Origin of the sequence: Micropruina glycogenica, from assembly GCF_900289045.1 — a bacterium.
Classification (GTDB): domain Bacteria; phylum Actinomycetota; class Actinomycetes; order Propionibacteriales; family Propionibacteriaceae; genus Micropruina; species Micropruina glycogenica.
Genome location: NZ_LT985188.1, coordinates 2895300 through 2908647, shown reverse-complemented (window position 1 = coordinate 2908647; position 13348 = coordinate 2895300). Strand labels below are relative to the sequence as shown.

15 protein-coding genes are annotated in these 13348 nt (G+C 68.7%); 7 read left to right on the top strand and 8 right to left on the bottom strand.

Going from position 1 to position 13348, the window contains the following annotated elements; genetic code table 11:
* Nucleotides 1-14: 14 nt before the first annotated feature.
* Nucleotides 15-1361, bottom strand: coding sequence for an MFS transporter (locus MPLG2_RS13625; RefSeq protein ID WP_105186599.1), 1347 nt, complete (start codon nucleotides 1359-1361; stop codon nucleotides 15-17).
* A gap of 149 nt (nucleotides 1362-1510) precedes the next feature.
* Here MPLG2_RS13625 and MPLG2_RS13620 point away from each other — a divergent pair, with 149 nt between their 5' ends.
* From MPLG2_RS13620 to MPLG2_RS18575, 3 genes are all read left to right on the top strand, one after another.
* Entirely contained in the window at nucleotides 1511-2083 is a 573-nt protein-coding gene (locus MPLG2_RS13620; protein WP_105186598.1) for a GNAT family N-acetyltransferase, read from the top strand.
* 170 nt (nucleotides 2084-2253) lie between these two features.
* Complete coding sequence (locus MPLG2_RS13615; RefSeq protein ID WP_105186597.1) at nucleotides 2254-2445, top strand: hypothetical protein; 192 nt, start codon at nucleotides 2254-2256, stop codon at nucleotides 2443-2445.
* A complete protein-coding gene (locus MPLG2_RS18575; protein ID WP_158681216.1) occupies nucleotides 2442-2606 on the top strand; it encodes a hypothetical protein in 165 nt (54 codons plus the stop codon). The genes MPLG2_RS13615 and MPLG2_RS18575 overlap by 4 nt, the downstream gene beginning before the upstream one ends.
* 72 nt (nucleotides 2607-2678) lie before the next feature.
* Here the strand turns inward: MPLG2_RS18575 and MPLG2_RS13610 are convergent, their stop codons facing one another.
* The 4 genes from MPLG2_RS13610 to MPLG2_RS13595 form a co-directional block, all read right to left on the bottom strand.
* On the bottom strand, nucleotides 2679-4130 hold the full coding sequence (locus tag MPLG2_RS13610; RefSeq protein WP_105186596.1) for a sensor histidine kinase: 1452 nt from the start codon (nucleotides 4128-4130) through the stop codon (nucleotides 2679-2681).
* On the bottom strand, nucleotides 4127-4819 hold the full coding sequence (locus tag MPLG2_RS13605) for a response regulator transcription factor (protein WP_105186595.1): 693 nt from the start codon (nucleotides 4817-4819) through the stop codon (nucleotides 4127-4129). Before MPLG2_RS13605 ends, MPLG2_RS13610 begins: the two co-directional genes overlap by 4 nt.
* 201 nt (nucleotides 4820-5020) lie before the next feature.
* Nucleotides 5021-5497 (bottom strand): low molecular weight protein-tyrosine-phosphatase, encoded by a 477-nt coding sequence (locus MPLG2_RS13600; protein WP_105186594.1) that lies wholly within the window; start codon nucleotides 5495-5497, stop codon nucleotides 5021-5023.
* A 1-nt stretch (nucleotide 5498) separates the two neighbouring features.
* On the bottom strand, nucleotides 5499-5879 hold the full coding sequence (locus MPLG2_RS13595; RefSeq protein ID WP_231935663.1) for a phage holin family protein: 381 nt from the start codon (nucleotides 5877-5879) through the stop codon (nucleotides 5499-5501).
* A 57-nt stretch (nucleotides 5880-5936) separates the two neighbouring features.
* On the opposite strand from MPLG2_RS13595, the gene argF reads away from it, so the two are divergent.
* Complete coding sequence (argF, locus tag MPLG2_RS13590) at nucleotides 5937-6932, top strand: ornithine carbamoyltransferase (RefSeq protein ID WP_105187681.1); 996 nt, start codon at nucleotides 5937-5939, stop codon at nucleotides 6930-6932.
* A 236-nt stretch (nucleotides 6933-7168) separates the two neighbouring features.
* Here argF and MPLG2_RS13585 read toward each other — a convergent pair whose 3' ends face one another.
* On the bottom strand, nucleotides 7169-7822 hold the full coding sequence (locus tag MPLG2_RS13585; RefSeq protein WP_105186592.1) for a GOLPH3/VPS74 family protein: 654 nt from the start codon (nucleotides 7820-7822) through the stop codon (nucleotides 7169-7171).
* Between the two features lie 70 nt (nucleotides 7823-7892).
* Between MPLG2_RS13585 and MPLG2_RS13580 the strand changes: the two genes are divergently transcribed.
* Together MPLG2_RS13580 and MPLG2_RS13575 are read left to right on the top strand one after the other, a co-directional pair.
* On the top strand, nucleotides 7893-8402 hold the full coding sequence (locus MPLG2_RS13580; RefSeq protein ID WP_105186591.1) for an RNA polymerase sigma factor: 510 nt from the start codon (nucleotides 7893-7895) through the stop codon (nucleotides 8400-8402).
* Entirely contained in the window at nucleotides 8395-9558 is a 1164-nt protein-coding gene (locus MPLG2_RS13575) for a hypothetical protein (protein ID WP_105186590.1), read from the top strand. Before MPLG2_RS13580 ends, MPLG2_RS13575 begins: the two co-directional genes overlap by 8 nt.
* A 272-nt stretch (nucleotides 9559-9830) precedes the next feature.
* Here the strand turns inward: MPLG2_RS13575 and MPLG2_RS13570 are convergent, their stop codons facing one another.
* Together MPLG2_RS13570 and MPLG2_RS13565 are read right to left on the bottom strand one after the other, a co-directional pair.
* Nucleotides 9831-11834: a bifunctional metallophosphatase/5'-nucleotidase gene (locus MPLG2_RS13570; protein WP_105186589.1), complete on the bottom strand. Its 2004-nt coding sequence runs from the start codon at nucleotides 11832-11834 to the stop codon at nucleotides 9831-9833.
* Between the two features lie 108 nt (nucleotides 11835-11942).
* Nucleotides 11943-12548 carry an HAD family hydrolase gene (locus MPLG2_RS13565; RefSeq protein WP_105186588.1) on the bottom strand — a complete coding sequence of 202 codons (606 nt, stop codon included), beginning with the start codon at nucleotides 12546-12548 and terminating at the stop codon, nucleotides 11943-11945.
* Nucleotides 12549-12565: 17 nt separating this feature from the next.
* Here MPLG2_RS13565 and MPLG2_RS13560 point away from each other — a divergent pair, with 17 nt between their 5' ends.
* Entirely contained in the window at nucleotides 12566-13348 is a 783-nt protein-coding gene (locus MPLG2_RS13560) for a YdeI/OmpD-associated family protein (protein ID WP_105186587.1), read from the top strand.

The following is a 13348-nucleotide window of genomic DNA, read 5'->3' as shown; positions in this document are numbered from 1 at the left end:
CCGCGCCCTGCGATTCAGCCGGCTGTGGTGCTGGCGTCATCGGGCTCGGCCGCGGGCGTGTCGCTCGGCTCAGCGTACCGGGCGCTCAACCAGCGGTACGAGCGGGTGGTGAACGCGAACAGGGTCAGCGCCAGGCCGGCCAGGCCGGCGAGCAGAAACACCAGGGCGATGCCGCGGGCCTGGCCGTCGCCGAGCAGCCAGCCCCACTGGGCGCGTCCGGCGTCTGAGTTGGTGAAGGGAATCAACCAGAACTCGGCCACCGGTCCGATGATGAACGCGCTCACGGGAGCCGACGCCACCTCGACGCTCTGGGCCAGACCGAACACGCGGCCCTGCTTCTCGAACGGCACCACCTTCTGCAGCACGGTCTGTTCGGCCGCCTCGGCCACCGGAATCAGGGCCAGGTAGCCCAGAGTGCCGATGGCCAGCAGCCAGATGTTCTCGCGAATCGTGAAACCCATCGAGATCAGCCACATGGCCAGGTTGGCCAGCAGCAGCGCCCGCAGCGGCTGCGGGCCGAGCCCTTTTCGAGAGACCCAGCCGGCCCCGATGATGAAGCCGAAACTGAGCACGCCCCACAGCAGTCCCCACACCTCGACCGACACCAGGGTGAGCCCGTACGGGTCGAGCAGCGCCATGAACACCCCGCCCAGCAGGTTGTTGAAGCAGGCGAAGAGCACCAGGCCGGTGAGCCCCGGCACCGCCCTGATCGCGCGGAAGGCGCCGCCGAAATCGACCGCCTTCGGCGCCCCGTCGGTGTGCACGATCTCGGCTTCGGGCACCTGCACGGGCAGCAGGTGCAGCAACGACGCCACGCTCAGCACGAGGGCGATCACCAGCGTCCAGGTCATGCCGAGTTGCCCCACAGACAGCCCTGAAAACACCGAGGTGGCGGCGAAGCTGAGGCCGCCGACCATGCCGACCAGGCCGTTCACCTTGTCGCGTTCGGCTTCGTCGATCAGCAGGGTGACGCAGGTCGACAGCGCGATGTTGCGAGCCGATTCGACCACGGCGCCGACCAGCACGATGCCAACGAATAGCGAGAACTGCCAGCCGCCGATGCGCAGCAGCTCGGCGCGCGGAGTGACCAGGTACAGGCTCACGGCAAGCGCGAAAGCCGCTGTGGTGACCAACTGGGCCACCACCATCACCCGCTTCTTGCGGGTGCGGTCGACCCAGGTGCCGAACGGCACCCCGACCACCGCGATGAGCAGCATGTACGAGCCGCCGATGAAGGCCGTGGCCAGCACCGAGCGGGTTTCGAGGTACACCCAAAAGGTGAGCGCGAACCACTGGTAGCTCGTGGTGAGGTTCGCCAGAAACGTGTTGACCAGCAGCTGGTTGAAGCGTTTGCGGTTCATGGGCTCACCTCCTGGTCGTGGCAAGTCACGATGGTGCCAGGTGGCTCCGACAGAAACGAGTTCCGGGAGCTCGACCCTGTGATCGGCGAGCTCGACCGCACACCTGTGGGGCGGGCCGCGCGCGCCGTCCAGCCTGCGATGATCGGCGGGTGACCTTCGCCGCTACTCCCCAGATCGTGGGCGAACTGGTGGTGTTACGGCCGCCGTCCGAGGCAGATGTCGCGGTGTTGCACGCGCTGATGCGCGACCCCGAGGTGAGCGTGCTGACCGGCTCGGTGCACACCAGCACGCCGAGCTCGGACGATGCCTGGACGTTCGAGCGGCTGCAGCAGATCTACGCCACCTGGGCCAAGGCGAGCGACCGGCACGTGTGGGCGATCGTTGAGACGTCGTCGGGGGCGGTGGTGGGCGAGGTGCTGCTCACCGACCTCGATGAGGGCAACGCGTCGTGCGGCTTCAGAATCTGGATCGCCGGCGCCACCGGCCGCGGCCTCGGCACCGAAGCCACCCGGTTGGTGGTGCGGCACGCCTTCGAAACCGAGCGCCTTCATCGAGTTGCATTGGTGGTCTACGCCTTCAACCCCCGCGCCCGGCGGGTGTACGAGAAGGTCGGCTTCGTGGTCGAGGGCACCATGCGCGACGCGCTCCGCTTCGATGACGGTTGGGTGGACGCCCACCTGATGGCGATCATCGTCGGCGACTGGCTCGCCGACCCCTGCTGAAGAAGCGCGGATTTCACTGGTCGAGCTGGTCGAGACCCCTTGGCAGAGGGGTCGAGGTGGGTCGAGATTCAGGGTGGTCAGGGTTTCGACACGCTCAACCGCCGGAACCCCCAGCGATTGCACAGCATCAACCCAGCGCCCTGCGAGTGTTCTCGACGTAGAATCCCGGCATGGCCGAGACCCGCAAGTTCAACCCGGCGACCAACGCGGTGGGCGAGGCGATCCGCGCCGCCCTGGGCGAGGACGTCCGGCCCGTGCAGCCCGGCGACCAGCCCGAACCGGCGGTCGACAGGCCCGCGCCCGCCACCACGATCACGACCGTGCGCACCTTCACCTTCGGCACCACCAAGAAGCCGCAATGACCCCGCACGCGCGACACCGCTCGCGCCTGGCCCGCTGGCTCGCCGACACCCAGGGCCTGGCCGACCGCATTCACGCCGTTGGCTGGGACTACGTCTCGCCGCACTGCGAGGAACGCCGTCACTCGCACAACGCCACCGCGATGCCGAAGTGCCCTGGCTAGGGTCTCGACGAGCTCGACCATCCCTTCGTCTCGACGAGCTCGACCCACCACAAGCTCGACCAGCGGATTCGCTCAAGCCTTGATCTTGGGCAGCAGCACGGTCGACTCGTCGTCGTCCACCGCCGCCTCTTCCGGCGGGCTGGCCTCACCCGGCAGCCGCACGATGAACTCGGCGCCGCCCTCGGCCGAGCGTCCGGCCTTCACCCAGCCGCCGTGCGCCTTGATGGTCTGCGCCACGATCGACAGCCCGAGGCCCGACCCCGGCGCGTTGCGGGCCGAGGGCGAGCGCCAGAACCGGTCGAACACGTGCGGCAGTTCGTCGTCGGGAATGCCGGGCCCTTGGTCAGAGATGCGCAGCCGATCGCCGTCGAGCAGCACGTGAATCGTGCCCCCGGGCGGTGAGAACTTCACCGCGTTGTCGAGCAGGTTGGTGATCGCGCGCTCCAGCGAGTCGGGCTCGCCCACCAGATACAGCGGGTTGAGTTCCACGTCGAAGCTCAGGGACGGCCCTCGCCGCTTGGCCCGCGCGATGGCCGAGTTGATCACGTCGCGCAGATCGATGGGCTCGGGATGCGGCTCGACGACGTCCTCGCGGCTGAGGTGCACCAGGTCGCCGACGAGCGTGGTGAACTCGCCGAGCTGTCCGGCGATGTCGCGCAGAATGTCGCCGCGGGCACCCTCGGGCAGCATGTTGCTGCGCTCGTCGGCGACCAGCAGTTCGACGTTGGTGCGCAGCGCGGTGAGCGGGGTGCGCAACTCGTGGCCGGCGTCCGCGATCAGCCGCTTCTGCCGCTCGCGCGACGACGCCAGCGTGCCCAGCATGGTGTTGAACGAGCGGCCGAGATCGGCGAGCTCGCCCGAGCCGTCCACCGTGATGGGGGTGAGATCGTTGGTGTCGGTGACTCGGGTGACGGCCTCGGTGAGCCGCTGCACCGGCCTGATCGCCGACCGGGCGATCACGAAGCCGATGGCGCTCGACACCGCCGCGCCCAGTACGCCGAACAGCACCAGCGACCACGCCAGTGTGCCCATGATGTTGTTGGTGGCCTCCAGCGGCCGGCCCAGCACCAGCGCGAACTTCTCGGTGGTCGACTGAAACGGCACGGCGACGATGCGGTACGGCTCGCCGTTGGACGCGATGCCGGTGCGCGCCGACGACCCCTGCTGGCGGCGGGCCACCGACAGCTCTTCCGAACCCGGGTTCAGCGACACCTTCTCGCCGGGCAGCGTGGTCAGCCGCCCGTCCGACCGCAACAGCATGACGGTGACGTTGGCGGCCTTGAGGGCGTTGGAGTCCAGGCCGCCCATGCCCTCGATGTCGACGGCCACCCAGTTGGCGGTCACGGCGGCGATGTCGACCAGTTCGGCGTCCAATTGGTTGTAGACGGTGACGTTGGTGATCAGCCACGCCGCGATGCCGGTGACGGCGACCGCCGAGGCCACCGCGGCAGCCACGAGTGCGGCCAGCCGGTCTCGCAGCGGCCGTTCGCGAACCGACAAGAGCCGGGTCAGCCAACCTCTCACGGGGGCGTCTCGCGCAGCACGTACCCGATGCCGCGGACGGTATGGATCAGCCGGCTCTCGCCTTCGCCCTCGGTTTTGCGGCGCAGGTAGCCGATGTAGACCTCGAGCGAGTTGGCGGTGGTGGGGAAGTCGAAGCCCCACACTTCGTTGAGCAGCCAGCCGCGTTCGAGCACCTTGCGGGGGTGTTCGAGAAAGGTCTGCAGCAGGGCGAACTCGGTGCGGGTCAGGCTGATCCGCCGGCCGGCGCGCAGCACCTCGCGGGTCTGGGCGTCGAGCGACAGGTCGGCGAAGGTGAGCAGTTCGCTGCCGAACGTCTCCTGCTCGTTCGGCTTCGACCGCCTGGTGAGTGCCCGCAACCGGGCCAGCAGCTCGTCGAGCGCGAAGGGCTTGGCCATGTAGTCGTCGGCGCCGGCGTCGAGGCCGTCCACCCGGTCACCCACGGCGTCGCGCGCGGTGAGCACCAGAATCGGCACGTCGTTGCCCGTGGAGCGCAGCATGCGGGTGGTTTCGAGCCCGTCGAGTCGGGGCATCATCACGTCCATGATCACGGCGTCGGGTCGCAGCGCCGACAGCCGGGCGAGCGCCTCGAGCCCGTCGCCGGCCGCGGTCACCTCGTAGCCCGAATACTGCAGCGAACGCGCGAGGGAGTCGCGAACGGCCTGATCATCGTCGACAACGAGGATGTGCATGGCATCAGCCTGCCACGTTCACAGCAAGGGGAGGGGGTGCGACCCGACAGGCGACCGATGCCGGCATCTGTGTCGAGTGCCGTGATCGCTCTGCGCTGCCGTGTCATAACCCGGCACCACTGAGGCAACCAGGCACCTCTCACCGATGCCGGCATCGGTGCCGGCCCGATCAGTCCAAGCGGCAGTGGACGCAGGCCCGACTCAGACCGGGGCGTCACCCTGCAGTTCTCGGACGCGCCGCAGCACCCCCGGCATGGCCGCCTCGACCGCCGCCAGCGTGCCGTCGAAGCCCGACGCCGACCCGTACCAGGGGTCCGGCACCTCCGAGCCGGGCACCGCCTCGGGGTCGAAATCGGTGAGCAACGCGACCTCGACCTCGGGCGCCAGCCGGCGCAGCCGTGAGCGGTGCAGCTCTTCCATGGCGATCACCAGGTCGGCCTCGCGCAGCTCGGCGGCGGTGATCTTGTGCGCCCGGTGCCCACCGGTCGAATAACCGGCCCGGGCCAGCACCCGTTGCGCCCGTGCGTCGATGGGGCCGCCGTGCTCTTCGTCCGACACCCCGGACGAGCTGAACGTCACCCCGGTGAGCCCCTCCTCGGCGGCCCGACCCTGCGCCACCCTTTCGGCCATCGGAGAACGGCATATATTGCCCCAGCAGACGAAGACGACAGCGGTCATCTCAGCGGTTGACTTCGCTCTTCGAGATGAACGACGAGTTCAGAATGAACGACACAACCGACACCATCAGCGCGCCCCAGAAGGCCGACCAGAAGCCGTCCACGTGCCAGCCGAGGTTGAGCTGGTCGGCGATCCACGAGGTCAACCACAGCAGCAACGAGTTGATCACCAGCAGAAACAGGCCCAGCGTGAGCAGCAGCAGCGGCGCGGACGCGAAGACGAACAACGGCTTCACCAGAGCGTTAACGACGCCGAAGATGATCGCGACCAGCAGAATGCCCATCACTGCGTTCTGCGGCTCACTGTCTCTCATGCTGATGCCCGGCACCACCCAGGTGGCAAAGCCCAGAGCCGCCGCGCTGAACAGAAACCGAATGACCATGCCGCAAGTGTGCATGCCAGACTTCTGCCAACAAATGATCGACCGACAGATGGGCCCCTGGTGAACCTGCGCAATCGCCATTTCCTCAAAGAACTCGACTACACCACCGCCGAGTGGAAGCACCTGCTCGGCCTGAGTGCGCAGCTGAAGCAGGCCCGGCGCGACCGTGCCGAGCACAAGCGACTGGACGGCCTGACGCTCGCGTTGATCTTCGAGAAGCCGTCGACGCGCACCCGGTCGTCGTTCGAGGTGGCCGCCTACCACCAGGGCGCGAACGTCAGCTACTTCGACGAGACCGGCGCGCACATGGGACACAAGGAGTCGATCGCCGACACCGCCCGGGTGCTGTCGCGGTTCTACGACGGCATTCAGTACCGCGGCTCGCGGCAGAGCATCGTCGAGACCCTCGCCGCGCACAGCTCGGTGCCGGTGTGGAACGGCCTCACCGACGAATGGCACCCCACCCAGAGCCTGTGCGACATGTTCACCATGCGCGAGTCGTCCGGGCTGGACGATCGCGACATCAGCTTCGCCTACGTGGGCGACGCCCGGTTCAACCAGGGCCGTTCGCTGCTGATCGCCGGCGCGATGATGGGCATGGACGTCCGCATCGTCGCCCCCGCGGCCCTGCAGCCCGACCCCGACCTGGTGGCCGTCGCCCGCCGCATCGGGGCCGGCACCGGAGCCCGGGTCACCATCACCGAGGACGTCTCGGCGGTGCGCGCCGTGGACTTCGTGCACACCGACATCTGGGTGTCGATGGGCGAGCCGAAACAGGTGTGGGCCGAGCGCATCGACCTGCTGACGCCGTACCGGGTGACCACGGAGCTGCTCGAACGCACCGAGAACCCCGACGTGAAGTTCATGCACTGTCTGCCCAGCTACCACGACCTCGACACCACGGTGTCGCAGCAGATTCTGGCCGAGACCGGCAAAGAGGTGTTCGAGGTCACCGAAGAGGTGTTCGAGTCGCCGGCGTCCCTGGTGTTCGAGCAGGCCGAGAATCGGCTGCACACGATCAAGGCGATCCTGGTGGCCACGCTGGCCGGCTGACCCCAGCGTCATCCCGGCGAACGCCGGGATCTCCAGTCGTTTCGACGAACGGTTGCGTGTGAGATCCCGGGTCAAGCCCGGGATGACGACGTCTTTGTCGACCAACGGGTCCACCGTCATCCCGAGCGCTGGGGTTGCGTGTGAGATCAGGGGTCTAGCCCGGGATGACGGTGTTCTCAGCGAGCGCAGCGGCCGCAAGCGCAACCGAGGTCTCGACAGGCTCGACCAGCGGTCGATCAGCCCGACGCTGCTGCCGCGTTCGCCGCCTCCCGCGACTGCACCGCCCTCTGCAGCGCAACCGCGGGCCAGTACTGCTGCAGCAGTTCCTTGCCGCGCTGCTTGACCGCCCGGGCGTCCACCCGGCGGCCCTGGTCGACCACCGGCACCAGCAGTCGCACGGCCATCAGTAGACCGCCCAGCGCCGCGACCTCAGGGTCGGACTCGCCGCCGAACAGCACCACCTGATCGAGCCGGGCGCGCAGCTGTCGCTCGGGTTCGGGGTCGATGGTGATCCAGCGCGTGGTGGGAATCAGACCGAGCACCCGGTGCTCCTGGCGGCTGAGGATCTCTGCCGTGGCCAGCCGCTCGAACACCTGGTTGACCCGCTGGTGACCGAGCTTGCTCACCAGGGTCTGCGGGGTCCAGTGCTGCTTGTCGGCGGCGATGGTGAGGGCGTCCACGAGCATCGGGTCGGTGGGCCAGGGCGCGTCCGGCACGGTCACGGCCCGGTTGGCCCTGACCTGTTCACCGACCTCTGACACCCGCACCAGCCCGGCCAGCATCAGGTCGGCGAGCAGGGCACCGCCCACCAGCAGGTCGGGGTAGCGTCCGGATCTCTTGCCGGTGGCGTCGTCGGTGGTCAGCAGCAGCACGGCTTCGGCCAGCAGCATCGTTTCGTCCTTTCGCAGGGGGCTGCGGTGATACTTGCAACGGCGGGGCGTCCCTTCGCGTGTGAGGGGTATGACGCTCGTTCAGGAGGCGCCGGTGGCCGCGAGGTTCGAAGACTACGTCGCCACGCGGTCGGTCGCCCTGCAACGGTTCGCGTACCTGATCTGCCGAGACGTCGAAGACGCCCGCGACCTGGTTCAGGACGCGCTGCTCGGCCTGTACCCGCGGTGGGCGTCCGTGGTGGCCAAGGGCAACCCCGACGCCTACGTCAAGCGAAGCATCGTCAACGCGGGCATCAGCAAATGGCGGCGCAGCGGCCGGGAGCACCCCACCGACGTCGCCGACCTCGGCGACATAGCGCCTGACCACGCCGGGTCGGTGACCGACTCCGAGGTGGCCTGGAACCTGTGCGAGACGCTGCCGCCCCTGCAGCGGGCCGCGGTGGTGCTGCGCTTCTACGACGACCTCGACTTTTCGGCCATCGCGGGCATTCTCGGCTGCCCCGAAGCGACCGCCCGCTCGCACGTCCACCGCGCGCTGACCAGGCTGCGCTCCACGTTGATCGAAGGTTCCGATGACTGACCACGACCCCGCCGACAGCCCGGACGGCCGCGCCGAGCGGGCACTGCGCGACACCCTGCACACCCACGCCGAGGCGCCCATCTTCCGGCCCTTGCAGGTCGACGTGAGCGCTGCGCCGTCCCGAAGCAGGTGGACCCGCTGGGTGCCGGCCGCCGCCGTGGTCGCGCTGGTCGCACTGGCGGTGCCGCTGGTGCTCAGCCAGGCCGGCGGCGGGCCGTTTCGGGCCGTGCCGGCGGACGGTTCGGGCGAGCAGGCGCCCGTGGCGTCCAGTCAGGCGGACGGCCCCAGCATCGGGTCGGCGGCCGCCTCGGGGTGGCGCTGGGAGTCGTATCGGGTGCTCAGCTACCAGGTGCCGACCACGTGGGGGTACGGCTACGCGCCCGACACGGCCTGGTGCGTGGGCGAGGGTCGAACGGCCTACGGCGCGATCGTCGACCTGGCCGGCGAGACCCGGGCCGTGCCGTCCATTCTGTGCCCGCGGGCGATTCCGCTCGACCGGCTGCCGATGTTCGTGAGCGTGCGGGCCGCGGGGGCTGCAGACCGCGGCTGGGATCTGCCCTCGGGTTGGAGTGTCGCCTCGACCGAACTGAACGGCTATCGGCTCGAGGTGGTGCACCCCGACAACGAGCAAGAGGTGGCCGACGAGATCGTGGCGTCGGTGCGTCCGATCGCAGAGGTCGACCCGAACGGCTGCGTGGCCGCTGCCGCACCGCTGCAGTCGGCGCAGGTCTCCTCGCCCGACCGGGTGTCGCTGTGCCAGTACGAGCGCGGTGTCGACCACCCGTTGCTGGCGTCGACAGTGTTGACGGGGGAGCGGGCCGCCACTGTGGTGGACGCCCTCACGAGGGCACCGGCGGGCAGCGGTCCGGACGGGTCGTCCTGCGCGGTTGAGGGTGCCGTGACCGGCGAGACCGAGGTGATCGCGCGGCTCTGGCAGGGTTCGACCGCGCAGGACGTCCGCGTTCGCTACGCGGCCTGCGAGGGCAACGGCATCACCGGCCTCGGCGACTCGCGCACGCTCACCGCCGAGGCGTGCCAGGCGATCATGGTGCCCCCCATCGTGTTCACCTCGGGTATGGAGCCCGCGGCGAAGCTCTGCGGGCCGAACCCGACGCCCTCAGCGGTCGCCCCGTCGGCCAAACCCACCAAGAAGTGACCTGGTGGGTAATGGGGACGGTTCCGATTCCCGTTCATTCGAACTCGACCGCGAGGGACGGCGACGCAACATCGCTCAGCCGTCCAATGACGTCCTGCTCGTACCAGTCTTCAGGGCGAAGCCTGGTGGGTAATGGGAACCGTCCCCAATACCCACCAGGGACGTGCTGTGGTGGGTAATCGGAACCGTCCCCAACTCACGCCAAACGGACGCTGGCGCGAGTTGGGAACCGTCCCCAACTCGCGCCAGGATGCGCTCGACCGGCAGCGGCCCTACTTCTTCTTGATCGTCACCGGAATGCGCACGGTGGTGCCCGAGTCGTACGCCTTCAGCACCAGCGTCGCCTTCTGCGGCTTCACCCAGCCCGGCACCTTCACGGTCACCGACGCCTGACCGCCGGCCACGTCGCCGTAACCCACCGGCGTGATGCCCATGCCCCACCAGGTGCGCTGGTTGACCTCGAGCCACGCGATCACGTTGTCGTTGGCGATGCCGTACGACTTGAAGTCGAGGGTGTCGAGCGCGACCGCGTCTTGCGGTACACCCACGCTGAACGTGGTCTTCTTCTTCAGCTTCAGCGTGGTGGGCGTGCTGTGCACCGACACGGCCTGCTTCTTGAACGACGGCGTCAGGGTGCCCTTGTCTTTGATCCAGCCCACCCAGGCCTCGAGATCGGCGCGGCCGGCGTCGAGCGCGTCCTTGCCCTTGGCCACCTCGCGGAAGTTGTCGCCGCCCGAGATCAAGAACGAGCCCGACCCGATGGTGTACAGCTTCGTCGGATTGATCGGCTTGCCGCCCACGGTGATCGACGTGATGCGCGACCCCTCGGGCAGCGCGGCGTCATAGGTGTAGGTGACGTTGCTGCTCAGCCCCAGCTGCAGGTACGGCCGGCTCGGAATGTTGCCCTTGTCGTCACGCTGCCACTGCTGCTCGAGCACCGTCTTGACCTGCGCGCCGGTCAGCTTGGTGGTCATCAACTCGTTCGCGAACGGCAGGATCGCCGCCGCCTCTGAGTAGGTGATCGGGCCCTCGTCGAAGTCGTTGCGGGTGCCGCCCGGGTTCTGCATGCCGATGAAGAACTTGTCGCCCTTGCCCATCACGTCGTGGAACATCTGGGCCACCATGTTCGACATCGTCGACTCGCGGGCCCGGTCGTCGCCGCTGCTGCCGAACGCGCCGGTCAGCCCGCGGGTGATCGGCGCGGTCGCGGTGCCGATCACCTGCTTGCCGATCTCGTTCGACTTGGCGATGGCGTCGTCGACGATCGCCTTGGCCTCGGCCACCCGCGGGTACTTCGCCACCAGGTCGGCGACGGGGGTGGTGGTCACCGGCAGCACCGTGCTGGTGTGGTCGCAGGTGGCGCCCGTGGTCGCGTCCAGTTTCAAAGACACCCGGCCCACGTTCGAGGCGTAGCTGCCCGCCGACAACAACGGACGGGTGGGGGTGCCGTCCGGCGCGTCGTAGGCGTAGGCCTGGTGGGTGTGGCCGTTGATCACGACCTGCGCCCGCGGGTCGAGGTTGTTCACGATGTCGGCGAAGGCCGGGGACGCCGCCACGTTCTGGGCCATCGTCTGGGTGCCGACGGGCGCGCCCTCGTGCACGGTGACGATGATCACGTCGGCCTCGCCGTTGGCGGTGTTGCCGTCTTTCAGGTCGGCGATCACGCTGTTCACCGCCGGCACCAGGGGTTTCACCGTGATGCCGGTCAGGCCGGACGGCGACACCAGGCTGGCCAGGTCTTGGGTGACCCCGCCGACGATGCCGATGCGCAGGCCGTTCTTCTCGACCACGTCGTAGGCGGGCAGGATCGTATTGCCCGTGGTGTTGTCGATCACGTTGGCGACCAGATACGGGAAGTTCACCCCCGGATCAATGCGGTCGCGCAGGTCGGGCCAGCCCTGGTCGAACTCGTGGTTGCCGACCGACGAGGCGGTGACGTCCAGCACGTTCAGCAGCTCGATGGTGGGCTCGTCGTTCTGGGCGAACGACGCGAACAACGTGGCGCCCACACTGTCGCCGGCCGACACCAGCAGCGTGTTGTCTTCACCGGCCGCCGCCCGCTGCTCTTCGATGGTGCCCACCCAGGCCGCCGTGTTGGGGCTCGAGTTCGCCAGCCGTCCGTGAAAGTCGTTGAAGGTCAGCACCGTGAGCGGCGTGGTGGTGTCGCACACCGCCATCGGTACCCGGCCCCCGCCCGGCTGCGCGAGCGCCGCCGTGGGCGCGATGGTGGTGAGCGCGATGGCCGTGGCTATGCCGATGCCTGCCCGACGTTTCATGGTGGTTCACTTTCCCCGATTCATCCCACGCTGGATTTGAGCATTCTTTGCCGTCGCGCGAGCAACACGCAAGACCTTCCTGAGTGCCGGCTGAGTGAATCCTGCGGTCTACCGCTCGGCCAGCACACCCAACTCGGTCAGCCAGGCCCGGGTGTCGGCGTCGTCCTGCCAGAGATGCGCCGTCCAGCCCGCGGCGAGGGCACCCTCGACGTTCTCGGGACGGTCGTCGACGAACGCGATCGCGGCCGGCGGCACCCCCAGATCGGCGGCCGCGTGGTCGTAGATCGCCCGCTTCGGTTTGGCCGACCCGATCAGCGCCGACACGTACACCCGGTCGAGATGCCGCCGCCAGGGCGCGGCCTCGATCGCCGCCCCCAGCGCCACCGGGGCGTTCGACAACAGGCCCGTGACCAGGCCTGTTGCGGCCACGTCGGCGAGCAGTCGCTCGGCTTCGGGACGAATCCGCGTCCAGATCGTGGCGTCGGTGCCGGCCAGCAGCGCGACTGATTCGGCGTCTGGGGCGAGGCCCAGGCCGCTCAGCAGCGGCCCCCAGTAGTCGGCGTCCGAGCCGCCCTCGTCATAGGCCTGGCGTCCGGTCCAGTACCCGGCGGCGAAGTCGTCGGTGGCCACGCCGAGCAGCCCGGCGGGGTGGGAGTGAATGTCGGGGGGCGAGGCCAGCACCTGGCCCAGGTCGAAGACGACGGCGCGGATCATGCTGCCATGATGGCCCCATGGCGACCTGGATCGGCGGCACCGGCGACGCTCCGGCGCGATTCTTCAGCGGCCCCGACGCGTTCGACGCCTGGCTGGCCGAACACCACGCCAGCGAGACCGAGCTGTGGGCGGGCCTGTTCAAGAAGCACGTGGCCCACCAGGGCCTGACCTGGGACGAAGCCGTACCCGTCGCGCTGTGCTGGGGCTGGATCGACTCGATCATGCACCGCTTGGACGGCGACACGGTGCGCCAGCGGTGGACTCCGCGCAAGCCGGCCAGCAACTGGAGCAGGGTGAACATCGGCCTGGTCGAACAGCTGATCACCGACGGACGCATGCAGCCCGCCGGCCTGGCGGCCTATGAGCGGCGGCGCAAGGACGACCCGGGCTACAGCTACGAAACCATGCCCACCGACCTGCCCGAGGCCTACGCCGCCCGGCTGCGGGCCGACCCGGCGGCGGCCGCGTTCTTCTACGACAGGGCCACCGCGTCGTACCGGCGGGTCTGCGTCAACTGGGTGACCAGCGCGAAAACCGAAGCCACGCGAGAGAAACGGCTCGCCGACCTGATCGCCGATTCGGCCGCCGGGCTGCTGATCAGGCCGCAGCGCTACGGCACCCCACCCAAGTGGGCACAACCGCTGGTCGAACCTGTCGAGACCGAACCGCCGGTCGAGCGTGTCGAGACCGATCCGCCGGTCGAGCGTGTCGAGACTCGGCCGTTGAATAGTGGGCACGATCGTGACCCAACATCGGGCCACGATCCTGCGCATACTGCAGAGCCGGCGAAAGGCGAGTGA